Here is a 24366-nt window from a genome sequence, read left to right as displayed (position 1 = left end):
CAGTTGCTCCGTCACCTTTCGAGGTAATGCTTCGCTCCTGTAATAAGATGTTTTCATGCGCATGGCCAAAAATAACAACCGAACCCTGCTGAGTGTCATCGGCTCAGCACTCATCCTCACTGCGCTGGCAAGCGCGCCAGTCGCGGCACATCCGCATGTTTTTGCTGAAGCGCGGTTAGAAATCACCATAAAACCCGACGGCACGGTAGAAAAGCTGGCGCATGTCTGGCGCTTTGATGATTTGTTTTCCTCCACTGTGCTAATGGAATTTGACAAGAAAGGCACATTGAAACTCGATACGCCCGAGCTCAATGAGCTGAGCCACACCATCGATACCTCAATTGCAGAGTATAAATATTTCCAGACTGTGACGCAGGATGGCAAAGATGTGGTGATGAAAAAGCCCGAACATCTGATTGCAGATCTGCCGGATAATCAGCTGATTGTGTTGTTTGAGAGTAAACCTAAAAAACCGCTTAAGCTTGAAAAAGGCCATAAGGTCAGTTTTGGCGTTTATGACCCCACATTCTATACTGCTATTGATTATCTCAAAGATGATGATCTGGTGATCAAAGGAATGCCTGCCGGTTGCAGCTCGCAAGTTGTGCGCCCTGATCCCGATGAGGCCATTGCGCAAAATCAGCAATCACTGACACAGGCATTTTTTGATGAAGGTGCGGCCATGACCAACGACATGTCCAAACTGTTCGCCACACGTATAGAAATCACCTGTAAATAAGCCTGAGGGGCTCTCTGAATACGGATTTCTTCAAATTTCAATGTGTTACGTTATATCGTCAGAGGCATAAATATATGAACCGATACGTCGCAAGGATTGCCATTGGCATGGCTATGGGCACAGGAACTGCGTCTTTCAATAGCCTGTCTCTGACGCGTCGCATCACCCTGTTCAGCATGATCATTGCTGCCGTTTTCTGGTTTCTATCCTGTCATGCATGGGCGCAGTCCTCACTCGGCATCGGAGCCAATGAGGTGGCTTTACAGCCCACGGGCCCGTTTGCGCATTTAATTATTTGGGTTAATGCCGAGCAAAAACGCTTTTATCTGCTGATGACCAATGCGCTGAAAGCGATGCGGGACGACCCTTGGCAGGCATGGATGCTGGTCAGCCTGTCTTTTCTCTATGGTATTTTGCATGCAGCAGGCCCGGGACACGGCAAGGCGGTTATTTCTTCTTATATGATCGCCAATGAAACCGCCCTGCGCCGTGGTATATTACTGTCTTTCATATCGTCACTTTTACAAGCAATTTCCGCGATTATACTTGTTGGGCTGGCTTGGTTTGTGCTGCGGGGCACCGGCATTTCCATGGGCATGACCGGCCGCTATATGGAGCTTGCCAGCTATGTCATGGTAATCCTGTGCGGCATCTATATTATCAGCCGTAAATTGCGCCCGCAATCCGCTCCCATCATCGCAGCCGCACCAGTCAATGGAGTGCCTGCCACCGCTATATCAGGCGCTCAGGCCTCGGTTTGGCAAGGCTCGCTATCCTCTGCTGCCACACAAAGACCATCGACGCTCAACGCAACAATGCGGCTTAAATATCAACCGGCCAATGGTAGACCAACCGGCCTTGATCATGATTTTTCGGGTAATGGCGCCAATTGCACGGCTTGCGGCCACAGCCACCTTGCCGATCCGGCCACCTTAAGTGGTGATTTCAATTGGAAAACCGCATGGGCAGCTATTGTTGCGGTGGGTATAAGGCCATGCTCAGGCGCTATCATCGTGCTGACATTTTCTATGCTCAACGGCCTGATGCTTGGCGGAATTCTCTCAACCTTTGCAATGGCGCTCGGCACATTCATTACCGTGGCCGCGCTGGCAACGCTGGCCGTTACCGCCAAAAATACTGCGCTACGGCTGGTTAAGAATCCGCTGATGTCATCACGGCTGCAAACGGCAATCGAAATTGCCGCTGCATTATTCATCATTTTAACCGGCGCGTTGTTGCTCGTTGCGGCTTTAAGCTGATTATTTGGTTTTATTATTCTTATTCTGTGCGCGCGCTCGCAGCCAGAACACGGCAAAAAACGCCATTACAAAAACAACAGCAATCAATGCCGCAAGCACATGACTATAAGGCCCGACCGCCAGCATGATCACCGGCATCGAATAGAATAAAACGGCAAAGCCCGCCATGATCAATGCCGCAGCAATTGCAGCATTGCGGCCATCATTTTGGTTGTGTTGCGGGGTTGTCATCATGCTCATCCTCTACAGCAATTTAAGCGCGAAATTCTTCCAGCCTTTTCAGCTGCTGGCCGCTTGCATCAAAGTTTTCAGGCGCAAGCCACGCTTCATAAGCCAGTTTTAACGCCGGCCACTCACTGTCTATAATAGAAAACCACGCCGTGTCACGGTTTTTACCTTTAGCCACCAGATGCTGTCGAAAAACACCTTCAAACTGAAAGCCAAACCGCTCCGCTGCGCGCTTGGACGGCAGATTATCATTGTTGCATTTCCACTCATAGCGACGGTAACCAAGCTCGTCAAAAATATAGCGCATAAACAAATATTGCGCTTCTGTGGCGGCAACTTTGCGCGCGATCAACGGCCCCCAATAGATATGGCCGATTTCAGCACTACCATTCACCGCATCAATCCGCATCAAAGCCTGACGACCGGCTGCCTTGCCGCTCACCTTGTCAACAACCGCAAAAAACAACGGATCAACACTTACAGCTGATTTTTCCAGCCACGGGCGCATCTGCTCAGGTGTTTCAGGAGCATATTCAAACAGCCAGGTAAAACGCTGTCCGGCATCATCAACACTTGATGCTTCAAACAAGCCTTGCGCGTGGCGCGCCGCATCCAGCGGCTCCAGCCGCACTGTGCGCCCTTCCAGAACTTTGCGTTCCGGCAAATTGCGTGCTGTCCATAGCGACAAGTCCTGCATGATCACTCTCCCATCAATCTCAGGAGAAGTGACCATATTTCAACGGTTTTGCAAACTGAATTCACTTTGCTGCAACCGCACAGCACTGCGGTCTATCGACACTGCTTTAATCAGTGCAAAAATCTGCTCACCTTGCCGCAATTCAAGATCTTGTACTGATTTACGTGAAATGCGCGACAGCAACTCGGTATCGCCTAATTGCAGGTTAAGCTCGGCAAATGGCCCGCTATCGGTACTGATACTATGAATGACCACCGGAAACACATTGCGGATACTGATGCCGACCGGCGCAGTCCGTGCCAGTGACACATCTTTGGAACGGATGCGCAGGCGCACATTCATACCGGTTTGCAAGGTCTGATCAGTCAGCTGAAATTTTACTCCGCCGATGGCAATTTCCGCCATAGCATAATGATCATCATTGCGGGTAACCGTACCTTTTAAAAGCACGCTTGTCGTTTCACCGCTGCCGTCAATTTGGCTGAAAATATCAAATACTGACCCACTCTCGCGTACCCGCCCCTGCTCGAGCAAAACCAGCGTATCCGCAAGCCGCGCCACTTCATCAACCTCATGGCTGACAAACACAATCGGCAGGCCGCTTTCATCACGGAGCTGTTCCAGATAGGGTAAAATTTCTTCGCGCCGTGCATGGTCAAGTGAAGACAGAGGTTCATCAAGCAGCAACAGTTTTGGTGCAGATAATAATGCCCGCCCAATCGCCACACGCTGTTTTTCACCGCCCGATAGCTGATGCGGTTTGCGTTGCAACAAATGCTCGATACCAAGCAAGGCGGTAATGTCTTCAAGCTTGCGCACCGGCTGGCGCTTGCCTGCCCATGCTGCATAGGTGAGGTTGCGCAACACAGTGAGATGTGGAAACAATCTGGCATCCTGATAGACATAACCGATATGTCGTTGTTCCGGCTTAAGATTAATCTGCTTCTCACTGTCAAACAGCACATGCTCGCCAATGGCAATGCGCCCTTGTTCAGGCCTCAACGTACCGGCAATCATCCGCAGCAAAGTGGTTTTACCCGCACCTGATGCACCAAATAATGCAGTAACGCCGGTTTCCGCACGGAATGCAGCATCAACGCGAAAGCCGCCATTGCCACCATGAATATTAAGATCAAGCGCATTTGAATATGCGTGTTTCATCATTTGCCCCCTCCGCTTAATCGGCGTTGCAGCCATTCAGACAACACCACCGCCAGAATAGAGAGCACCACAGAGACCAGAATAAGCTTTAAGGCAGCAGCATCGCCGCTCGGGCTTTGCATCAGCGCATAAATCGCCAGCGACAGGGTTTGTGTTTCACCCGGAATATTAGAAACAAAGGTAATTGTAGCGCCAAATTCGCCCAGTGCTTTGGCAAAACCCAGCACACTGCCGGCGATAATGCCGGGCATCAATAATGGCAATGTCACAGTTAAAAACGCTTTTATCCGTCCTGCACCAAGGGTACGGGCGGCTTCTTCCAGACCCTTGTCGATATTTTCAATTGCCAGACGCATCGGGCGGATCAGCAGAGGCAGCGCCATAATACCAGCGGCAAGTGCAGCACCGGTCCAGCGGAATGCAAAGCTGAAACCAAACCATTCAAACAATAAGCTGCCAATGGCGCCGCGGGTGCCAAACAGCACCAACAGAAAATAGCCGGTTACCACCGGCGGCAAAACCAAAGGCAGCGTCAACACTGCCTGTAACAGGCTTTTGCCGGGAAAATCATAGCGCGCCAATATCCACGCAAAAGCGAAAGCCACTGGTAAAGCCCCGAGGATAGCAACTCCTGCTATCCTCAAAGACAGGCTGATAATTTCCATTTCCGGCATAGGCATAATTTATATCAACGCCTTATTTAGCTTCAGCGGCTGGCACGAAACCCTTGTCAGCGATGATAGCCTGTCCGGCATCACTGCGCAGGAATTCAAGAAACGCTTTTGCATCACCATCTGCATCACCAATCAGGGCGGCAGGGTAAAGAATAGGCGCATGACTTGATGCAGGGAAGCGGTAAACTTCAGTCAGTTCCGGCACCTGTGCGCGGTCTGAGGCATAAACAATACCGGCATTCACTTCACCGCGCGATACATATTGCAGCGCTACACGAACGTTTTCAGCGAACACGGCATTACCGGAAACATCACCCCAGATACCGAGCTTTTCCATTGCCGCCTTGCCATATTTACCGGCTGGCACATTGGACGGATCACCCATCGAAAAACGACCGGATTTCAAAATATCCAGCGCTTCAGCAGGTTTGGCGTCTTTGGCACCTGCGATTACCAGCGCATTACCGGCAATAACAGCGCGGCTGTCTGTGTTGATGAGCTTGCGCTCCTGCACATAATCCATCCAGTCCAGATCAGCGGAGATAAAAATCGCTGCCGGCGCACCGGCTTCAATCTGTTTAGCCAGCACTGAAGACGACGCATAAGAGGCAGTTACTTCTGCGCCATTGGCAGCTTTGAACTGCTCGGCCGCCGTATCAATGACGTCTTTCATGCTTGCCGCAGCAAACACAACAATTTTATCGGCTGCAAATGCTGGAAACACAGCACCTAGAAGCAAACCAGCGACAACGAATAATCTGATCATAATTTTCCTCACCCTTTATATTCCTTCATGCATAACGATTCTGCACGCAGCCTTCAAGCAGAATAACGCCGCATGAAAAAAGGCCCTTCCGCGGAAGAGCCTTTATAAGAGAACTTAAAACCACCAATAGAGCAGTTTCAGGAAAAGTGGGAACCGGTTTTCCTGCGTCAAGGAAAAGTGAAAACTCTCTAGCCGTGATTAATCGCCGATATGCTGTTTGATGCCACGCTGTTTGGCAAGTAGAACCTGACGCTGGCGCTCGGCATAACGCGCACGGTCAGCTTCGGTGCGCTCAGGATAGCAACGCGCGCAAGAAATACCTTCTTCAAAAAACTCCGACAGCTTGTCTTGCTGTGTAATCGGATTGCGGCAGGCGCGGCACAACTCAACATCGCCCTCCACCAGACCGTGGCCGACTGAAACACGCTCGTCGAACACAAAACACTCGCCTTCCCAGCGGCTGTCATCGGCTGGCATATCTTCCAAGTATTTCAGAATGCCGCCTTTGAGATGAAACACATCATCAAAGCCAAGCCCCTTGACAAAAGCGGTTGCCTTTTCACAACGGATACCACCGGTGCAGAACATGGCAATCTTTTTGCCTTCCATTACAGCACGATTTTCTTCAACCCATTGCGGAAACTCGCGGAAGGTTTTGGTGTTCGGATCCAGCGCGCCTTTAAAGGTGCCGATGGCATATTCATAATCATTACGCGTATCAATAAGGATAGTGTTCTGATCATCAATCAGCGCATTCCAGTCTTGCGGCTGCACATAAGTGCCAACACTTTGCAGCGGATCAATCCCTTCAACACCCATAGTAACGATCTCTTTTTTGAGACGCACCTTCATGCGGTTAAATGGCATCAGACTAGCTGTTGAATATTTCAGTTCAATATTCTGTCCGCCCAAGGCAGGAATAGATTCAATATAATTAATCAGCGCGGCAATGCCGGTTTTGGTTCCGGCAACCGTGCCGTTAACGCCTTCAGCCGCCAAAAGCAGCGTGCCCTTGATGCCGTTTTGATCGCAAACATCAGTCAAAGGAGCCTGAAAACTTTCAAAATCCGGAAAACGCGCAAAACAATAAAGCGCAGCAACAGTGAAATGTGCTTCACACATAAAAAATGCCTCGAGTAGCTGGGCGCCTCGCAAAGGCGCTGCCCTGAAAATTCCACCGGACAAAGCCTTACAAAGGCAAAATATCAGGCAGTCGAAAACAGAATATCTGTCTGGCTCTTTCTGTAATCCTGCTTTGCGCGGATTTCAAGATCATAACCAAACTGAAAATTCCGGATTGCTACCCCATATTTGCACTTATCTATCCCCGCAATTGCGCAGCATGTCATGCTTCTCAAAACCGCCGCTCAGGCAAGGCCGCTCTCAGGCCGGAAACCGGAAAGTTAGTGCAAATGTTCAGTCCACAAATATGCAAGATGTTCTTACAAGTCGGCGAAGCCCATCAGCTTGAGCCAGCGGTGCTGGCAGCTATCGGACAAACTGAAAGCGGTGGCATTGCCACCACGCAGATAGAAGGCCGTGAAGAACCACTGATCCGGTTTGAAGGGCATTATTTTGACAAGCGGCTCGATGCCGCCGATCAGGCAAAAGCCCGCGCGCTTAAACTCTCCTCGCCAAAACCAGGAGCAATTGCCAATCCCGCAAGTCAGGCTGCACGGTGGCAATTACTAAACCGCGCCTGTGCAATCAATTGCGATGCGGCGTATGAATCCACATCCTGGGGGATTGGGCAGGTTATGGGAGCGCATTGGCATTGGCTGGGTTACGTATCGGTAGAGGCTCTGGTTGAAGCTGTTCGCGCCTCACCCGCAGGGCAAATCGAACTCATGACCCGCTTTTTGCTCTATAGCAATCTGCGCCCCGCCCTTAATACCCACGACTGGGAAAAACTGGCTTATCAATATAACGGCCCGCTTTATGCGAAGAATAAATATAACCTCAAACTGGCACACGCCTATGCGCTCTATCAGCCACTATTCCCTGTCTTTCAAGTTCCATCCGCATAACCGCATAGACAAAAGTTTACCCTGCGTCTAAATCGATTATACTATGACAGAAAATAGCGGAGGGTGACATGCCACAAAAAACTGAACTCCTGATTCCGGTGATGCAAGGGCAACCCGTCATTCCGGTCTTGCTGATTGATAAGGTCTCTGATGCCATACCTTTGGCCCGTGCTTTAGCTAAAGGCGGCTTACCAGCCATTGAAATCACCCTGCGTACCAATGCTGCGCTGGATGCGATCCGCGCTGTGGCGAATGAAGTTCCGGAAGCCATCGTTGGCGCAGGCACCATTCTCAATGCCACACATTATGAGCAAGCGGTAACGGCTGGCTCCAAATTTATTGTCAGTCCCGGCTTCACGGATGATATTTTGCTGGCAGCGAGCAATAGCCCCATCCCCCTGCTGCCCGGTTGCGCCACGGCCAGCGAAGTCATGAGCTTGCGCGCCCGTGGTTATACACATCTTAAGTTTTTTCCAGCCGAACAAGCTGGCGGCGCAGCCTTTTTGAAAGCGCTCGCATCCCCGCTCGCCGGAACCTTCTTCTGCCCGACCGGCGGCATAAGCCTCAACAATGCAAAATCCTATCTCTCTTTACCCAATGTATTATGCGTTGGCGGTTCATGGGTTGCACCCAAAGAGCTGGTCAATGACGGAAAATGGGATGAAATCACCGCATTGGCAGCTGCTGCCGCCCGTCTCAACGCCGCATAGAACACTCGCTACAGACACAAAAAAGGAGCCTTTCGGCTCCTTTTTCTTTGCAATGATAATCTCAGATCAATTGGTTTTAGAGAATTTGGCAATCGACATAAAGGTTACCGCATTGCCGGTAAACTTGTTGGCGTTACCTGCCGGCATGTCCTTTTGGAAACCGGCTGTATAAACCACTGTCGGGGCCTTACGCATAGCTTCATTGCGCAGAACCGGATTAGAAACAGGAACTACTTTTGCCACCGGCTCATTGGAAATTGCAACTTCCGTTGCAACATCTGCCGGCTGCACCACCGCATTGGCGGCGGCCTTGGCTACAGGGCGGTCTGAGCGACCAGCCTTAGCCGTTGTGCGCGCACCGGTATCATTGGCAGTCGCATCCCTGCGCGCAGGGCTTGCCTGCTGCGGTGTGATCATGGCCACCTGCTGCTCTGCAGGCTTGATAGTTTGCTGCTCTGCAGGCTGAACCACCCGCTGCTCTGCAGGCTGGACAACGCGCTGCTCTGCAGCTTGGGCAACCGCTTGCGGGCGCTTGGCAGGAACAGTCGGAATTGAGGCCGTGTGCTCACTGCTGCTCAAAAGATCAGCAATAACATCTTGTCCTGCCTGATTGCGGGCGACCGGAGCTTCAGCCACTTGTTGCGCTTGTGCAGGGCGCTGAACCGGAACTGCTGCCGAAGCCAGCACGGTATTGATTGCCTGGCCGGCAGATTGCGGACGCTGAACTGGTACCGGAACATAACCGCTTACCATGGTTGCCGTTTCAGCTGGTGTCAGCGCAGCAACCTGCTGCAGCGGCGCCGAAGGCGCACCAGTAGCCCCGGCATAGGCCTGTGCTTCCAGCGTATTGGCAGGCGGCGGTGTCATAGCCAGCAGAACCTCGGCTTCAGACTGCGGCCGCTTAACCGGTAGCGGTATAGCAAAAGCCATAGCTGCGCGTGCATCGGCTGTCATTTCAACAGGTTCTGAAGGACGCGGTGCATTCAAAGGTGTAGGAGCATCACGCGCAGGCAATGCAGCAATCAAAGCCTCTTGCGGTGCAGGTGCCACTTGCGGCTGCGCCGGTACAGGACGATTAGGAACAACCGGAACTGCTACCGGTGTCGGTGCCTGTTGTACGCGCGAAGGTGTGGTAACGGCAGGAACTGCACGGTTAGGACGCGCAGCCGACGCTGTTGCACGACCATTGCTCTCGCCTGTGTCTTCGTCTTCATCAGCACCACCACCAAACAGCATGCCAAACAAGGATTTGCTCTTCGGCTTGGCAGATGCCATCTGGATTGCACCACCTCCGGATTTACGGGCTTCATAAGCGGCAAGCGCCTGCTGATAACCCGGCAACGGCTTACCGTCGCTTGGCACGTGGATAGTTTTACCTTCAGGGAAGACCGCCAGCAATTCACGACGGCTCAGGCGTGGCCAATGGCGCACACTGCCCACATCAAGATGCACAAATGGCGAGCCCGAAGTTGGATAATAGCCAACGCCACCAACCTGATAACGCAAAGCTGCGTCACGCAGCTTTTTCAGCGGCACACCCGGCACATAAAAATCCATAGCCTTGCCAAGCGTATGCTGACTGCTCTTCGCAACACCACGTGTACGGGAACGCAACATAGAGTTCGTGGCTGGGGAACGATAAGCGGAAACAACGGTAATATAATCGCGACCACCGGCTGTTTGATAAACCTGCCAAACCAGATCGAACAAGCGCGGATCCATATTAGTCGGCTCGTTACGGCGCCAGTCACGCAGAAACACATTCAACTTCTTCAAACCGTCTGGCAGAAACCGACCGTTTTTCTTGAACGCGATTTCCGCGCGTTCACCGGTATGAACGAAATACAATTTCAGGCTACGGGTTTCAGCCGCTGCCTGAGATGGCGTGAAAGCTGTAACAGCGGTGAAAACAAGTGCAAGCTGCGTGCTGAGTTTAATCACTCTGCCCGCCCAACCAGCTAATTTAGATGTTTTGCTGTTTTTCAATTTCGAATGCCTTACCGTTTACAGTCACGCTACTCATATGAATATCGGATTTAATGGTTAATAGACACTTATTGATCAGACAATGAGTTTTCAGCATGGCGTAAAAACCGCATCTGGGAAGCATTTTCCATCATGGTAAAGAGTTTATGAACAGGTTTTACAACCTTGAAGCGTGCCTTTTTTACATTACACGCAAATCACTCAGTGAGATGTCGCCGAACCTCACCTGTTGTATATATGCACCATCCGATTGAAAATATTCAACTTTCGATCAAAGGTGACTGTATAAAGGCTTAGAGGGCTTACAGATAATTAATTATTACAACATCGGAATTCATTTATTATTACAGCAATATATCATATCAAATTGGCAGAGATTTGCGTTTAATCCATTCACATTGTTTCCGCAATGTAACGTAATGTGATGGGATATTAACCATGATCTCCGGAACCAAAACACTTTTTAGCCTCTGTCCGACTCACAAAAACACATAAATCTGACAAATCACTTCGGCAATCATGACTGATTTTACCTTTTCAGCACGTATTTTGCACTCCGAACCCCCTGTTTCATGGTGCATTCTATTACATGAATTTTGCGCCCGAACGTCCTATATAGACAATAGCATTATAAAGAATCGTATGAGGTTGATCTGTCATGAACTCGCATAACCATTCAGGTTTCATTCGCTTGCCTGCCGATACGCCGACCAGCGCATCAGCCACCGGCGCATCAATTTCTGGCCAGCTTGATCAATCCAAACTACCGCTGTGGAATCTTACAGATCTCTACCCTGCCCCCGATAGTCCGGAACTTGCCCGCGACCTGAAAACCTCCGCTGATCTCGCCATCGCGTTTGAGAACAAGTGGAAGACCAAGCTTGAGGCTGAAATTTCCAAACCACAGGGCGGCAATTTTGCCGATGCCATCACGGAGTTTGAACAGCTTGAAGAGCTGATGGGGCGTATTTATTCTTATGCCGGCCTGCTTTATGCCGATGATACATCGAGCGCTAGCAATGCCAAGCTCTATGGCGATGTGCAGCAAAAGCTTACAGATGCCAGCACCCATCTGATTTTCTTCTCGCTTGAACTTAACCGCATTGATGACGCCTTACTCGACAAAGCCATTGCGACCAATCCCGCTATCGGCCATTACAAGCCGTGGCTGGTCGATCTGCGCAAAGACAAGCCTTACCAGCTTGATGATAAGACCGAAGCACTGTTCCATGAAAAATCCGTCACCGGTTTTGGTGCATGGAACCGGCTGTTTGACGAAACGATGAGCGGCCTGCGCTTTACCATTGATGGTCAGGAACTGCCGGTTGAGCCGGTACTTACCATGCTGCAGGATGCAGATGGTGTGACACGTAAAAAAGCCTCTGACGCTCTGTCCAAAACCTTTGGTGATAATCTGCGTCTGTTTACGCTGATCACCAATACACTGGCCAAGGATAAAGAAATCTCAGACCGCTGGCGCGGCTTTCAGGATATTGCCGATAGCAGGCACCTTGCCAATCGCGTTGAGCGCGAAGTGGTTGATGCGCTGGCAAGTGCGGTTGAGGATGCCTATCCGCGCCTGTCACACCGTTATTATGCATTGAAGGCCAAATGGCTTGGCCGCGATCTGCTCGACAATTGGGATCGTAATGCCCCGCCACCTGAAACATCACAGGCGATTATCGGCTGGGATGAGGCAAAAGCCACAGTGCTTGATGCTTATGCAGGCTTTGCGCCTGAAATGGCCGCTATTGCCCGTGACTTTTTCGATAAGAACTGGATTGATGCCCCGACCCGTGCAGGCAAAGCACCGGGCGCATTTGCGCATCCCACTGTGCCTTCTGCACATCCTTATGTTTTGCTCAACTATCTTGGCAAACCACGTGATGTCATGACCCTTGCCCATGAGCTGGGTCATGGTGTGCACCAGGTACTGGCTGGTAAACAGGGGGCATTAATGGCTTCAACACCGTTGACACTGGCTGAAACAGCATCTGTGTTTGGTGAAATGCTAACCTTCCAGTCATTGCTGGCAAAAGCGACAAGCAAGCGTGAGCGCAAGGCGATGCTGGCGCAAAAAACCGAAGATATGATCAATACGGTTGTGCGCCAGATCGCGTTTTATCAGTTTGAACGCAAAGTTCATACCGAGCGCCAGAATGGTGAACTGACGGCTGAACAAATTGGTGAATTGTGGATGGACGTGCAGCGTTCAAGCCTCGGACCTGCAATCCGCCTCAATCCGGGCTATGAAAGCTTCTGGACCTATATTCCGCATTTCATCCATTCACCATTCTATGTCTATGCTTATGCCTTCGGTGATTGTCTGGTGAACTCGCTTTATGCTGTTTATCAAAATCATCCGGAAGGCTTTCAAGACAAATATTTTGATATGCTGAAAGCCGGTGGCACCCGTCATCATAAAGAGCTGCTGGAGCCTTTTGGTCTTGATGCATCTGATCCTGCCTTCTGGCAGCAGGGCCTGTCTGTCATAGAGAAAATGATTGATGAACTGGAAGCAATGGAAGACTGACCGGCGTGACAACACAGCAGCATAGCGACAGTCAGAATTTTACCCCCTCAATCTTGTTTCAGGATGACATTGAACAGCAAGCCATGCTGTTCAATGATCCTGAGCGGCTGATTATAGTTAATGATCCGGAAGGCTTTGAGGCAGGGTTTGCAGCGCTGGAGCATGCGCGCAAACAAGGCAAATGGCTGGCCGGTTATGTCAGCTATGAAGCAGGCTATCTGCTGGAACCCCAGCTGAAAGCATTGCTACCGAAAAACCGCCGCGTACCGTTGCTGTGTTATGGTGTATTTGATCATCCGCCTCAAACGCAAACACTCGCACCGTTGTCCCATAGCGGTAGCAACGCCTATTTGTCAGGCTTTCATGCAAAGTGGTCAAAAGCACATTATCAGCAACGCTTTGATCGCCTGCACCAACATCTGCGTGAAGGCGATTGCTATCAGGGCAATCTGACTTTTCCGATTACCGCACAGTCACATGGCAAACCGGAAGCCCTCTTCGCCATGCTCGCAGCCCGCCAGCCGGTGCGCTATGGTGCTTATGTTAATCTCACGACGCCCGATCAGGGGCCGCTGATCCTTTCGCGCTCGCCGGAATTGTTTTTCGCAGTAGACAAAGACGGCTGGATCGAAACCCGCCCGATGAAAGGCACCACCCCACGCGGTGCAAACACGGCTGAAGACGACGCCTATCGCGACTTTCTGATGAATGATGAGAAAAGTCAGGCTGAAAACCGCATGATCGTTGATTTGCTGCGCAATGATATTTCACTGATCAGCGAGACCGGTAGCCTCTCAGTCCCCAAACTTTTTGATGTCGAGCGCTATCCGACCGTTCATCAGATGGTTAGCCATGTGCGGGCAAAGCTGTTGCCGGACTTGTCTCTACGACAGATATTTGCAGCATTATTTCCCTGCGGCTCCATAACAGGCGCGCCCAAAATCAGCGCTATGTCGATTTTGCAAAAGCTTGAACAACAGCCGCGGGACATTTATTGCGGGGCAATAGGATGGATTGCACCCTCCGGTGAAATGCGCTTCAATGTCGCCATCCGTACCCTGACGCTCTATCATAATGATCAGGTCGTCCTGAATGTTGGTGGCGGTGTGGTGTATGATTCAACAGCAGCAGACGAGTATCAGGAATGTCTTCTGAAAGCCCGCTATGTCACTGCAAATGATCATGTGTCCGGAACAAAACCTTAAACGGCGGCAATCCCGTGAATAATATTAGTCAGCAATCACACGCTTCCTCATCACATCCGGATACTCAACTGCCGGATTTTGATCTCATTGAAACATTTCGCTACGAACCCTGCTGCGGCTTTTTGCGTCTTGATCAACATCTGGTACGGCTGGGTCACTCATCGGCAGAACTGGGCTTTGATTTTCAGGAAAAGCAAATTCGTGAACAATTAAAGCTGTATGAAACCGGCGAGCAGGCTTTGCGCATGCGGCTTGGCCTTACCCGAAGCGGCATATTGACGATCACCTGTACTCCCTATCAGGCACTGCACGCAAAAGCCGTGTGGAAACTGGCGATTGCCGAAACCCGTCTCGATAGTCATGACCACTTACTGGCGCATAAAACCACCCGCAGACAGGTTTATGAGGCTGCACGGGCTGAATTCTCACCAGAGCAAGCCGATGAGGTACTGCTCACCAATGAGGTCGGTGAAATATGTGAAGGCACAATCACCTCGCTTTTCGTTGATATGGGCAATGGCTATTTCATCACCCCTGCATTGCAATGCGGTCTGCTCAACGGCGTTTTGCGACAGGAACTGATCGATAAGGGCATCGTTAAAATCGGCAGAATCACCCGTAAAGATTTGCAGCAAGCGCAAAAATTATTTGTCGGCAACTCGCTTCGCGGTATCATTGCAGCTGAACTTGCCGGTTAGAGGGTACTCATACTCAATGCACCCCAAATGTCCTGTAAAATTTTACGCATTTTTTGAAAGTTGCTCCCAGAAAAATGCGTCCCTGCCAGTAAATGAGACAAAAAAGCCACAGATACAAAGCAGTTCATGGTTAAGCCATCGACAAAGCCCTTGTATTTACCAGCATTTGCATACATCAAAATACGACATAGTTTTGTGAGTACAGGTATGTTTGCTAAACACAGACAATCTCTGCGCTGGAAACGTCTGACACTGGTTTAGTGTTTTGGAACAAATACTGATCGCCGGTCGTTTGCAAAGCTGACCATTTTTATTCTCGGGAGAGCACGCTTATGAAAAACCTCCGCACTGCCGCATCCCTTGCTTTGACTGCCACACTGGCAATCGCACTCACCGCCTGTACCACTTATGGCCCCGGCGATAATGGCGGTGGCAATCTGCCAATTCGTCCGGCCAATAATGGCATTGATGGCGGCTGGATGGATGCTAATGGCATTACGTCAAGCTTTAATGGCGGTGTGTTTGAAACCCGTACCACCGACACCAATGAAAAACTGGCCGAGGGCAATTATCGCTATCTCTCGCCACGTCTGGTTGAGATCGATATGCGCTCGATTGTGCGTGGTACCACGTCCAAGGTTAATTGTGCGCTTGTAACAACAAGCCAGCTCAACTGTACCACTTCGACCGGCTCACAGTTCTCGCTGACCCGCAAAGCCTGATTGTTATCATCATTGCAATTGCACAACGCCCGTAGCTCTGCTGCGGGCGTTGTGCTTTTAGAGCATTTCACTATCAACTTGTTAGATATAATAATGCGAAAGCTCTAAAATCTGTTCCTGCTATTTCCAGTCATCTGTTATCCAGCGGAGAAAGTCATGTCCCGTTTCATCCGGCTCTTAAGTCTTGGCATCAGTCTCACCGCTTTTATGCTCCCTGCTCATGCGGATTACAGCCTGACAATCCTGCATACCAATGACCTTCACTCCCGTATTGAGGAGGTTAATCAATATGATGCAACCTGCTCTGCCAAAGAGAGCGCTGATCAAAAATGCTTTGGCGGTGTCGCCCGTTTGAAAGCGGCAATCGACAACGAGCGTAAACAGGCAGAAAATTTACTGGTATTAGATGCCGGAGATCAGTTTCAGGGATCGCTATTTTTCACAACCTATAAAGGCGTTGATAATGCCGAATTCATGAATGCGATCGGCTATGATGCCATGGCGCTCGGCAATCACGAATTTGATCTCGGTCAGGAAGGACTGGTGCCTTTCCTCAATAAAATCACTGTGCCTGTGCTGGCTGCCAATCTTGAAACTATTGCCTCATCCCCGATCCATGGCAGATACCAGCCTTATCTGATCAAAACCATTGGCGGACAAAAGATCGGTATTATCGGCCTTATCACCCCGGATACCGCCGAAATTGCGCGGCCTGGCAAAGGCATTAGCTTCCTTGCTCCGAAAGAAACATTGCAGCGCACGATTAATGATCTCAAAACGCAAGGCATCACCAAGATTATTGCCCTCACCCATCTTGGCTATATGAATGATCAAAAACTCGCCGCCGAACTCGACGGAGTTGATATCATTGTTGGCGGTCATAGCCACACTCAGCTCGGCGCCAATGGCTTCCGCTCATCAGGACCTTACCCGACGCTTGTTAAAAATCCGTCCGGTATCAATGTTCCGGTGGTCTCTGCGTATGCCTATTCGCAATATCTTGGCAAAATCACATTGAATTTTGACGACGACGGCACTTTAAAGTCAGCGTCAGGCGCACCGATCCGGCTGGATGCATCAATAAAACCTGACCCGCAGCTTGCCGCGCGCGTGGCAGAAATGGCCAAGCCGATTGAAGCATTGAAAAACCGTAAAATCGCAGAAACCAGCGACCTGATTGACGGCTCCGGCATCTCCTGCCGCACCCAGCAATGCCCGATGGGCGAACTGGTAACCACAGCCATGCTTGAGCGCGTTCGCGATCAGGGCATAACTGCCGCGTTGATCAATGGTGGTGCTTTGCGCGCTTCAATCAAATCCGGTGACATAACTATGGGCGATGTGCTGGTCGTTTTGCCATTCCAGAATACGATTGCAACCTTTCAGCTCCAAGGCAGCGATCTGCGTGCTGCCTTGGAGAATGGCGTGAGCCAGATTGAACAGGGCAGTGGCCGTTACCCTCAAGTGTCAGGCATCCGCTTTCAGACCGACATGTCAAAACCGGCTGGTCAGCGCTTAACCAGCATTGGTATGCAAACCGATGATCAAGACTGGTTGCCGCTTGAGGACGCAAAACTCTATACGATTGCCGCCACAGATTATTTACGCACTGGCGGAGATGGCTACACCATGATCGCTGAAAAGGCTCAAAAGGCTTATGATTATGGCCCTGCCCTTGATCAGGTTGTGGCAGATTATCTGCAAACCAAGGGGCTCTATCAGCCACCGGCAGTCAAATAAATCTCTTTAACACAAAATCATAAATGGGTTTCTTGCTCATGTTATGGTTATGTTCTGGTCATCAGAGCCAAAATACTGTTATAATTGCTAAAATATGTACGGCAGCAAAATCTTTCCCGAATGCTTGTTATTATTCAGGAAATCAAAGATTTTTGCTCAATCAGGATAGAGATGACCACATGCATGATACTCTGATCAGCGAAGCCGCAATGTCCCAGCCGGCAGCAGCGAAACCCGTCCTTGAAAAAACCGGCGTCATGCTGATCAATCTGGGTACGCCGGATGGCACTGACCGCAAATCCATGCGCCGCTATTTACGCGAATTTCTGATGGATTCCCGCGTGATCGAATGGCCGAAAGCGCTGTGGTATCCTGTTCTTTTCGGTATTGTGCTCAACACACGGCCTAAAAAATCCGGTGCTCTTTACGACCGTATCTGGAATCGCGAAAAGGATGAATCACCGCTGCGCACGTTCACCCGTTCGCAGAGTGACCAGCTTGGTGCCCGTCTGGCTGATCTTGATAATGTTGTCGTTGACTGGGCAATGCGTTATGGCCAGCCCTCAATTGAAGATGTGCTGACCCGCCTTCGTGAACAGGGTTGTACCCGCATTGTGGCGTTTCCGCTCTATCCGCAATACTCCTCTTCCACCACCGGAAGCGTCAATGAAAAGCTCTATGACGCGCTGAATAAAGTGCGCTTCATGCCGGCTGTGCGTACTGTGCCGTCTTACCAGCATGAGCCGGTTTATATTGATGCGTTGGCGCGCTCTATTGAAGAGCATCTGGCAAGTCTTGATTTTGTGCCGCAGGTGGTTGTGGCATCTTATCACGGTATTCCGCAGAGCTATGCAAAGCGTGGCGATCCTTATCCGCAGCAATGCCTTGAAACCACGCGCTTGCTGCGTGAGCGTCTGGGCTGGGATGAGAAAAAACTCATCAGCACCTTCCAGTCACGCTTCGGTCCTGAAGAGTGGCTTCAGCCCTATACCGATAAAACCATTGAAGACATGCCAAAACAGGGCATCAAATCTGTGGCAGTCTTCAATCCGGGCTTCGTTTCGGATTGTCTCGAAACAGTGGATGAAATCGGCCATGAAGCGGCAGAGGCATTCCATGAAAATGGCGGTGAAAATTTCAGCCATATCCCATGCCTGAACGACGGTGAGCACGGTATGCGGGTTTTTGAAGAACTCGTGCGCCGTGAGCTGCAGGGCTGGGTATAACACAGCACCAACCTTGCGGGCGGTAATATACCCTTCGCAAGGCTTTTTAATTATAAATTTTCAAAGGAAAAATGATGGAATTCGGAGCAAATCTTGCCCTGCTGGTTTTGGCCGCTGTGGTCATTTTCACGCTTTATGCTGCCCTTAAAATTGTTCCTCAGGGCTCCAATTTTACCGTAGAACGCTTTGGTCGTTATACACGCACACTGACCCCGGGTCTGAATATGATCGTGCCGTTTTTCGATCGTATCGGTGCGCGCCTCAATATGATGGAACAGGTACTTGATGTGCCGACACAGGAAGTGATCACCCGCGATAATGCGACCACTGGCGTCGATGCTGTCGCATTTTATCAGGTGCTCAATGCCGCTCAGGCCGCCTATCAGGTTTCCCAGCTGGAATATGCGATTCTCAACCTCACAATGACCAATATCCGTACGGTTATGGGCTCGATGGATCTTGATGAACTGCTCTCCAACCGCGACACGATTAATGACCGCCTGCTGCATGTTTTGGATATGGCCGCGCATCCTTGGGGAATTAAAATTACCCGAGTGGAGATTAAAGACATCAACCCACCGCGCGATCTGATTGATTCCATGGCGCGCCAGATGAAAGCAGAACGTGATAAACGTGCGCAGATTCTGGAAGCCGAAGGGGATCGTAATGCCCAGATCTTGCGTGCCGAAGGTTTGAAACAATCCCAAATTCTGGAAGCCGAAGGTAAGCGTGAAGCCTCCTATCGTGAAGCGGAAGGCCGTGAGCGCTTGGCGCAGGCTGAGGCCAAGGCCACCACAATGGTTTCCGAAGCGATTGCTGAAGGTGATGTGCAGGCACTGAACTACTTTATTGCACAAAAATACACCGAAGCGCTGTCAGATATGGCATCAGCGAATAATCATAAAGTAGTTATGATGCCGCTTGAGGCCTCATCTTTGATCGGTACGCTCGGTGGTATTGGTGCCATTGCTAAAGAAGTCTTTGGCAACAATCCGGATGGTAATAATAACCAGCAGATCGCCCGCCAAAAGCCTGCCGGCCGATCAGATAGCACATCAACCGGCACCGGATCCCGCGTACCACCATCAGGAACGCGCTGATGGTGGGCTATATCGCTGAACTAGGTCTATGGAACTGGGTTATTATCGGTCTGGTTTTGCTGTTTCTGGAGCTGTTAACACCGGGCTTTTTCCTGATCTGGATTGGCTTGGCGGCTTTGGTAACAAGCCTGATCAGCTATATGGCTTATAGCTTGTTCGGAAACTGGCAAATTCAGTTACTGCTGTTTCTGGTTTTGTCAGTGGTCTTTATTCTGATCGGCCGCAGATATTTTAACCCGCGTACCCAGAGCAGTGACGAGCCTCTGCTTAACCGCCGTGCCGATCAGCTGATCGGCCTGCGGGCAACATTGCAAGAACCGATTATCAACGGCAATGGCAGAGCCCGCTTTGATGATACACTGTGGCGGGTAACAGGGCCTGACCTGCCTGCAGGAACAACAGTTATCGTGCGGGAATATCTCGACGGATTGCTGCGCGTAGAACAGCTCAAATAATTCAGAAATTAAAAAGGCGGCTTAAAAGCCGCCTTTTTAATTTCATTTGAAGTAGGAAAACTAATCTATCTGTTTGTTTAATCGCAGTTTCGAACGGAAAACCGGTTCCCACTTTTCCTTAAACTGCTCTAGAGCGCGTAACATTCAGGTTGGATCGCAGCGCTCGCTCTAGCATTTAGAGTTTTCGCATTGTCATATCTATCAAGTTGATTCAACTTGATAGTGAAATGCTCTAGGCCACACCGGCACGTAACAAATCATGGAAATGCACCAAACCGACCGGACGGTTATTATCTGTCACGATCACCGCACTGATGCGCGCTTCATTGAGCAATGCCAATGTTGAGCCAAGTAGCTGGTCGGGGCTTACTGTTTTGGGTGAACGGCTCATAATATCATCCACGATCAAACCAGCCATCGGGCGCTCCACATTACGCGTCAAGTCGCCATCGGTGATGATCCCCGCTAATGTGCCGTCTTCATTTTCAATAATCACACAGCCAAAATGCTTATGCGAATGGATGCGCATGGCTTCGGGCATTGGCGTGCCGACTTTAACCAGTGGCAGTTCATCACCACGATGCATAATATCTTTAACATGCGACAGGCTTGCTCCCAGCGAACCGCCCGGATGAAACACACGGAAATCACTGGCCGTAAAGCCGCGTTTTTCCAGCAGCGCCAGCGCCAGCGCATCACCAATAGCCAGCTGCATCAAAGTTGATGTGGTTGGCGCCACCCCGTGCGGGCAAGCTTCAGCCGCTTTTGGTAATAAAACCAATATATCGGATTCACGCCCCAAAGTTGAATTTTCCCCTGAGGTCAGCGCAATCAGCGGTACTTTAAACCGTCTTGAAAAGCTGACAATACCCTTCAGCTCTGCTGTTTCCCCCGACCATGACAATGCCAGAATAACATCATCACTGTTGATCATGCCAAGGTCACCATGATTGGCCTCAGCAGCATGTACAAAAAAAGCAGGCGTGCCGGTTGAGGCAAATGTCGCAGCAAGCTTTGAGCCGATATGGCCGCTTTTGCCAATACCGGTTACCACAACCCGCCCCTTCATGGCGGCAATGGTTTCAACTGCCTTGGCAAATGGCTCTGCCAATCCATTTTGCAGCGCCTGTTCAAGCGCGCTCAAGCCCGCCTTCTCAACTGCAATCGTATTGAGGGCGGAGGCGATAGCAGGGCTGTTCTGGCTCAATGGATTTCTCTCACTTTATTCATCCGGTCATTGATATCACGGCAAACTGTTTGGCCAGTCACACCTGTTAATACCGGAGCTATATTTGGTAAAACTAACAAGGAGGTAAAACTTTCCGCTCCACCTGTCCAGATTATATGGCTTTGAGCCACCTGTAAAACAATGCCATCCAACAGATCCAGCATTAATCGGGCGCAAAATAGCGAGCAATGCCAGTCGATTATGCGAAAAGAAACCTTGTATTAACCATAACACTTTACCGTCCTGAGATAAGTCGGCGATTTGCTGGCTTCTTCAGATTTTGGCAGGACGATGAACAAAACAGCCAATACAGGCTCTCTTACCCTGTTTCCGCTGCGCACAGCCCACAAAACGGCTCTGCTTGCAGGAACTGTGCTGTGCTCATTCATCATCACATTTCAAGCCCAAACACAGACATTACCGGTTGGCTCTGCAGCCAATAATGATGCAATAGCAGAAGCCATTGCCCAATCCGAGAATGCGGCTCCTGTTATCTATGATGCCAATGGGCGGCTTGTGGATCAAACTGTACCACTAATACCCGTCTTCACCGATAGTGATGACAGTGCCAGCGGCCAGCGCGCCGCGCCAATGGATACAGGTCGCGCAGCGCGTGCTGAACGGGAAAACCTGCCTGAAGCTGCCATTGATGGCCGCGGGCGCCAGCCCTATCAGGCCGATCCTTTTGAACCGCAAGGCATCCGCGCCGGAAGTTTCATTTTGCGCCCTTCGCTTGATCAGGGTATCCGTGCCACCAATAATGCCGATAACAGCGCCAGCGGCGGCAGTGCTGTTCTATCGGAAACTGCATTGCGTCTTAATGCGCGCTCCGACTGGGCAAACCATCTCGCCAGTCTTGATGCCAGCGGTATTTTTGAAAAAAGCCTGTCCGGTCAGAGTGTATCCAACCCGCGTGGTCAGATTGATGCAGCATTACGACTGGATTTAAGCAATGAGATCCGCTTAAATTTCGGGCTAGGCTATTCGGTTAATCGTGAAGATGCATCCGATCCCAACGGCATCAGTGCCGCACGCACCCGCCCGCTGGTACATACCACAACCGCACAGGCAGGCATTGAACGTGATATTGGTAAAATATTTGCCAGAGCCCTCGCACGGGTCAATAACAGCCGCTACGGCACTGCAAAACTCTTTAATGGCGATCAACTCGACCAGAGTGACCGCAACAATACATATGTGAGCATGACATTGCGCGGCGGGTTTGAACTGAGCGCAATTATTCGCCCGTTTGCAGAAGTTGAAGTGGGGCGCCGTTTTTATCAGAATGATAACGGGCTGGATCGCAATGCCAATCAGCTTGGTCTGCGCACCGGTCTGCAAATCAATAGCGGCGAGAAACTGAACGGTGAGTTTTCAGTTGGTTACATTACCGCACGCAACCGCGATGACCGGCTGAATAATCTTAGCGGCCTGTCGCTGGATGCAGCGATGAACTGGTCGCCACAACGCGGCACCGATGTGCAGCTGGGTTTAAGAACCTATCTCGACAGCAGCCCCGATATCGGCGGCAACTCCTCTATCCTCTATCTCGCTAATCTTGATATCACGCGGATGATCCGCTCTGATCTCAGCCTTAATGCCCGTCTTGATACCTCAATACGAAACAATCGCGACGGCAGCGGTACAGATTTTGGCATGGGCGCAGAAATCGGCGCGACCTATTGGTTTAACCGCTTCTTTGGTGTGGATGGTAAATTGCGCCATCAATTTATCAACAGCGATGTTGAGAGCCGTAAATATAGCAGCAATAGTGTTTATCTTGGTGTGAAAATGCGCCGCTAGAGCATTTCACTATCAAGTTGGATGAACTTGATAGATATGGCAATGCGAAAACACTAAAATCCAGAGTGAGCGCTGCGTTTCAATCTGAACGTTATCCGCTCTAGAGCCGTTTCAAAAACTGGAGCCGCTTTTTCTGTGTCTGCCCATAAACACACAAAGAATACATTTTCACTCCCCCTTTGAAATGCAAAAAGCCGGTCTGAGACCGGCTTTTTATGTGTGCTAGAGAAAATCAAGAAAGCTTGATGGTCTTCAACAGCTCTTCAATGCTCACTTCAACTAATGGGCGGATATCATGGCGCCACAGAGCAAAAGCCACATTGGCCTGAATGAAGCCCTCTTTCGAGCCGCAGTCAAATGTGCGCCCCTGATAATTGAAACCTGAGAAGGACTGAACATTTGCCAGTTTCAGCATCGCATCTGTGAGCTGAATTTCATTGCCGGCGCCTTTTTCCTGCTTGCCAAGCAGATCAAAAATCTCTGGCTGCAGAATATAACGACCGTTAATATACAGGTTGGATGGCGCAGTGCCTTTGGCAGGCTTTTCAACCATCTGGTTGATTTCAAAACCGTTGCCGATATCTTTGCCTTTACCCACAATACCATATTTATGGGCTTCTTCAGGATCGCATTCCTGAACGCCGATCACATTGCCGCCGGTCTGCTCATAGAGCTCGACCATTTCTTTAAGGCAGCCTTTTTTCGATTGCATAACCATATCCGGCAACAGCAGCGCAAACGGCTCGTCGCCAACGATTTCACGGGCGCACCATACTGCATGGCCAAGGCCGAGCGGCACCTGCTGGCGGGTAAAGCTTGTGCTGCCGGGCTGTGGCTGCAGATCCTTCATATGCTGCAACTCATTGAGCTTACCGCGTTCTGCAAGTGTTGTATAAAGCTCAACCTGCGCATCAAAATAATCTTCGATAACCGCTTTGTTTCGGCCCGTCACAAAAATCAGATGTTCAATACCCGCTTCGCGCGCTTCATCAACCACATATTGAATGACCGGCTTGTCGACCACAGTCAGCATTTCTTTCGGCACTGATTTGGTAGCCGGTAAAAAACGCGTACCCAATCCTGCAACTGGAAAAACTGCTTTGCGGATTTTTTTAACTGAATTCATGTGACTTCCCATATTACCCGGCCATCATATCTGGCATCGATGCAAATCTATCACGGCATCCCACAAATATATCTTATGGGTTACTGCCAAAGAGTAAAGCTGACTTATAATAGCCAATAGTGCCAAAATATGAAAAATACCTGTATATTCTAAAACTTAAGGTCACATTTGATGTGCAAATATTACCATATTTGAGCGCATTAAAAATATTGCGCGTTTTTAATTCATACAGGGTTCATTTCCACTCCGTATTTTAGATTATTAGCAATTCCTACTATTAAAT

At 50.2% G+C, this 24366-nt stretch carries 22 protein-coding genes; 13 read left to right on the top strand and 9 right to left on the bottom strand.

What is annotated here, in order from left to right:
* The first annotated feature begins 61 nt into the window (after positions 1–61).
* Both MP213Fo_RS11465 and MP213Fo_RS11460 read left to right on the top strand, forming a co-directional pair.
* Positions 62–739, top strand: coding sequence for a DUF1007 family protein (locus MP213Fo_RS11465; RefSeq protein WP_421089133.1), 678 nt, complete (start codon positions 62–64; stop codon positions 737–739).
* 176 nt (positions 740–915) lie between these two features.
* A complete protein-coding gene (locus MP213Fo_RS11460; protein WP_421091122.1) occupies positions 916–1998 on the top strand; it encodes a nickel/cobalt transporter in 1083 nt (360 codons plus the stop codon).
* On the opposite strand, the gene MP213Fo_RS11455 is transcribed toward MP213Fo_RS11460, so the two are convergent.
* The 6 genes from MP213Fo_RS11455 to MP213Fo_RS11430 form a co-directional block, all read right to left on the bottom strand.
* The gene (locus MP213Fo_RS11455; protein WP_421089132.1) at positions 1999–2232 is read right to left on the bottom strand and encodes a hypothetical protein; all 234 of its coding nucleotides are present in this window, start codon (positions 2230–2232) and stop codon (positions 1999–2001) included. It abuts the gene before it with no gap.
* 19 nt (positions 2233–2251) lie between these two features.
* Complete coding sequence (locus MP213Fo_RS11450) at positions 2252–2923, bottom strand: GNAT family N-acetyltransferase (RefSeq protein ID WP_421089131.1); 672 nt, start codon at positions 2921–2923, stop codon at positions 2252–2254.
* 39 nt (positions 2924–2962) lie between these two features.
* Positions 2963–4084 (bottom strand): molybdenum ABC transporter ATP-binding protein, encoded by a 1122-nt coding sequence (gene modC, locus MP213Fo_RS11445; RefSeq protein ID WP_421091121.1) that lies wholly within the window; start codon positions 4082–4084, stop codon positions 2963–2965.
* Positions 4084–4764, bottom strand: coding sequence for a molybdate ABC transporter permease subunit (gene modB / locus MP213Fo_RS11440; RefSeq protein WP_421089130.1), 681 nt, complete (start codon positions 4762–4764; stop codon positions 4084–4086). Before modB ends, modC begins: the two co-directional genes overlap by 1 nt.
* A gap of 16 nt (positions 4765–4780) precedes the next feature.
* Positions 4781–5524, bottom strand: a complete 744-nt coding sequence (modA, locus tag MP213Fo_RS11435; protein WP_421089129.1) for a molybdate ABC transporter substrate-binding protein — start codon at positions 5522–5524, stop codon at positions 4781–4783.
* Positions 5525–5722: 198 nt separating this feature from the next.
* Positions 5723–6646 carry a rhodanese-related sulfurtransferase gene (locus tag MP213Fo_RS11430; protein WP_421089128.1) on the bottom strand — a complete coding sequence of 308 codons (924 nt, stop codon included), beginning with the start codon at positions 6644–6646 and terminating at the stop codon, positions 5723–5725.
* A gap of 290 nt (positions 6647–6936) precedes the next feature.
* Here MP213Fo_RS11430 and MP213Fo_RS11425 point away from each other — a divergent pair, with 290 nt between their 5' ends.
* Positions 6937–7551 (top strand): N-acetylmuramidase family protein, encoded by a 615-nt coding sequence (locus tag MP213Fo_RS11425; protein ID WP_421089127.1) that lies wholly within the window; start codon positions 6937–6939, stop codon positions 7549–7551.
* Positions 7552–7619: 68 nt separating this feature from the next.
* A complete protein-coding gene (locus MP213Fo_RS11420) occupies positions 7620–8261 on the top strand; it encodes a 2-dehydro-3-deoxy-phosphogluconate aldolase (RefSeq protein WP_421089126.1) in 642 nt (213 codons plus the stop codon).
* Between the two features lie 66 nt (positions 8262–8327).
* On the opposite strand, the gene MP213Fo_RS11415 is transcribed toward MP213Fo_RS11420, so the two are convergent.
* Positions 8328–10202 carry a DUF882 domain-containing protein gene (locus MP213Fo_RS11415; protein WP_421089125.1) on the bottom strand — a complete coding sequence of 625 codons (1875 nt, stop codon included), beginning with the start codon at positions 10200–10202 and terminating at the stop codon, positions 8328–8330.
* Between the two features lie 703 nt (positions 10203–10905).
* Between MP213Fo_RS11415 and MP213Fo_RS11410 the strand changes: the two genes are divergently transcribed.
* The 8 genes from MP213Fo_RS11410 to MP213Fo_RS11375 all read left to right on the top strand — a co-directional run bounded on the left by MP213Fo_RS11410 (position 10906) and on the right by MP213Fo_RS11375 (position 19926).
* The gene (locus MP213Fo_RS11410) at positions 10906–12780 is read left to right on the top strand and encodes a M3 family oligoendopeptidase (protein WP_421089124.1); all 1875 of its coding nucleotides are present in this window, start codon (positions 10906–10908) and stop codon (positions 12778–12780) included.
* An 83-nt stretch (positions 12781–12863) separates the two neighbouring features.
* On the top strand, positions 12864–13985 hold the full coding sequence (locus tag MP213Fo_RS11405; protein WP_421091120.1) for an aminodeoxychorismate synthase component I: 1122 nt from the start codon (positions 12864–12866) through the stop codon (positions 13983–13985).
* 14 nt (positions 13986–13999) lie between these two features.
* Positions 14000–14683 (top strand): aminotransferase class IV family protein, encoded by a 684-nt coding sequence (locus tag MP213Fo_RS11400; RefSeq protein WP_421089123.1) that lies wholly within the window; start codon positions 14000–14002, stop codon positions 14681–14683.
* A 332-nt stretch (positions 14684–15015) separates the two neighbouring features.
* Positions 15016–15405 (top strand): outer membrane lipoprotein Omp10, encoded by a 390-nt coding sequence (gene omp10 / locus MP213Fo_RS11395; protein WP_421089122.1) that lies wholly within the window; start codon positions 15016–15018, stop codon positions 15403–15405.
* A gap of 156 nt (positions 15406–15561) precedes the next feature.
* Positions 15562–17145 carry a bifunctional metallophosphatase/5'-nucleotidase gene (locus MP213Fo_RS11390; RefSeq protein ID WP_421089121.1) on the top strand — a complete coding sequence of 528 codons (1584 nt, stop codon included), beginning with the start codon at positions 15562–15564 and terminating at the stop codon, positions 17143–17145.
* Positions 17146–17324: 179 nt separating this feature from the next.
* Positions 17325–18371, top strand: coding sequence for a ferrochelatase (hemH, locus tag MP213Fo_RS11385; RefSeq protein ID WP_421089120.1), 1047 nt, complete (start codon positions 17325–17327; stop codon positions 18369–18371).
* Between the two features lie 71 nt (positions 18372–18442).
* Positions 18443–19471, top strand: a complete 1029-nt coding sequence (locus tag MP213Fo_RS11380; protein WP_421089119.1) for an SPFH domain-containing protein — start codon at positions 18443–18445, stop codon at positions 19469–19471.
* Positions 19471–19926, top strand: a complete 456-nt coding sequence (locus MP213Fo_RS11375; protein ID WP_421089118.1) for an NfeD family protein — start codon at positions 19471–19473, stop codon at positions 19924–19926. Before MP213Fo_RS11380 ends, MP213Fo_RS11375 begins: the two co-directional genes overlap by 1 nt.
* Before the next feature lie 232 nt (positions 19927–20158).
* On the opposite strand, the gene MP213Fo_RS11370 is transcribed toward MP213Fo_RS11375, so the two are convergent.
* Positions 20159–21133, bottom strand: a complete 975-nt coding sequence (locus MP213Fo_RS11370) for a KpsF/GutQ family sugar-phosphate isomerase (RefSeq protein WP_421089117.1) — start codon at positions 21131–21133, stop codon at positions 20159–20161.
* Between the two features lie 312 nt (positions 21134–21445).
* On the opposite strand from MP213Fo_RS11370, the gene MP213Fo_RS11365 reads away from it, so the two are divergent.
* Positions 21446–22957: an outer membrane beta-barrel protein gene (locus MP213Fo_RS11365; protein WP_421089116.1), complete on the top strand. Its 1512-nt coding sequence runs from the start codon at positions 21446–21448 to the stop codon at positions 22955–22957.
* A 232-nt stretch (positions 22958–23189) separates the two neighbouring features.
* On the opposite strand, the gene galU is transcribed toward MP213Fo_RS11365, so the two are convergent.
* Positions 23190–24083: a UTP--glucose-1-phosphate uridylyltransferase GalU gene (gene galU / locus MP213Fo_RS11360; protein WP_421089115.1), complete on the bottom strand. Its 894-nt coding sequence runs from the start codon at positions 24081–24083 to the stop codon at positions 23190–23192.
* Positions 24084–24366: the final 283 nt, after the last annotated feature.

This window comes from Pseudochrobactrum mosebachae (genome assembly GCF_048914685.1).
Lineage (GTDB): Bacteria > Pseudomonadota > Alphaproteobacteria > Rhizobiales > Rhizobiaceae > Pseudochrobactrum.
Note: the sequence above shows the minus strand (reverse complement) of the source record. Positions and strands in the feature narration are given on the sequence as shown.

What these genes read in the sequence shown, in the direction of transcription:
- MP213Fo_RS11465 (WP_421089133.1), top strand. Translation starts at nt 62, where the DNA reads ATGGCCAAAAATAACAACCGAACCCTGCTGAGTGTCATCGGCTCAGCA.
- MP213Fo_RS11460 (WP_421091122.1), top strand. Translation starts at nt 916, where the DNA reads ATGATCATTGCTGCCGTTTTCTGGTTTCTATCCTGTCATGCATGGGCG.
- MP213Fo_RS11455 (WP_421089132.1), bottom strand. Translation starts at nt 2,232, where the DNA reads ATGATGACAACCCCGCAACACAACCAAAATGATGGCCGCAATGCTGCA.
- MP213Fo_RS11450 (WP_421089131.1), bottom strand. Translation starts at nt 2,923, where the DNA reads ATGCAGGACTTGTCGCTATGGACAGCACGCAATTTGCCGGAACGCAAA.
- modC (WP_421091121.1), bottom strand. Translation starts at nt 4,084, where the DNA reads ATGAAACACGCATATTCAAATGCGCTTGATCTTAATATTCATGGTGGC.
- modB (WP_421089130.1), bottom strand. Translation starts at nt 4,764, where the DNA reads ATGCCTATGCCGGAAATGGAAATTATCAGCCTGTCTTTGAGGATAGCA.
- modA (WP_421089129.1), bottom strand. Translation starts at nt 5,524, where the DNA reads ATGATCAGATTATTCGTTGTCGCTGGTTTGCTTCTAGGTGCTGTGTTT.
- MP213Fo_RS11430 (WP_421089128.1), bottom strand. Translation starts at nt 6,646, where the DNA reads ATGTGTGAAGCACATTTCACTGTTGCTGCGCTTTATTGTTTTGCGCGT.
- MP213Fo_RS11425 (WP_421089127.1), top strand. Translation starts at nt 6,937, where the DNA reads ATGTTCAGTCCACAAATATGCAAGATGTTCTTACAAGTCGGCGAAGCC.
- MP213Fo_RS11420 (WP_421089126.1), top strand. Translation starts at nt 7,620, where the DNA reads ATGCCACAAAAAACTGAACTCCTGATTCCGGTGATGCAAGGGCAACCC.
- MP213Fo_RS11410 (WP_421089124.1), top strand. Translation starts at nt 10,906, where the DNA reads ATGAACTCGCATAACCATTCAGGTTTCATTCGCTTGCCTGCCGATACG.
- MP213Fo_RS11405 (WP_421091120.1), top strand. Translation starts at nt 12,864, where the DNA reads ATGCTGTTCAATGATCCTGAGCGGCTGATTATAGTTAATGATCCGGAA.
- omp10 (WP_421089122.1), top strand. Translation starts at nt 15,016, where the DNA reads ATGAAAAACCTCCGCACTGCCGCATCCCTTGCTTTGACTGCCACACTG.
- MP213Fo_RS11390 (WP_421089121.1), top strand. Translation starts at nt 15,562, where the DNA reads ATGTCCCGTTTCATCCGGCTCTTAAGTCTTGGCATCAGTCTCACCGCT.
- hemH (WP_421089120.1), top strand. Translation starts at nt 17,325, where the DNA reads ATGCATGATACTCTGATCAGCGAAGCCGCAATGTCCCAGCCGGCAGCA.
- MP213Fo_RS11380 (WP_421089119.1), top strand. Translation starts at nt 18,443, where the DNA reads ATGATGGAATTCGGAGCAAATCTTGCCCTGCTGGTTTTGGCCGCTGTG.
- MP213Fo_RS11375 (WP_421089118.1), top strand. Translation starts at nt 19,471, where the DNA reads ATGGTGGGCTATATCGCTGAACTAGGTCTATGGAACTGGGTTATTATC.
- MP213Fo_RS11365 (WP_421089116.1), top strand. Translation starts at nt 21,446, where the DNA reads ATGAACAAAACAGCCAATACAGGCTCTCTTACCCTGTTTCCGCTGCGC.
- galU (WP_421089115.1), bottom strand. Translation starts at nt 24,083, where the DNA reads ATGAATTCAGTTAAAAAAATCCGCAAAGCAGTTTTTCCAGTTGCAGGA.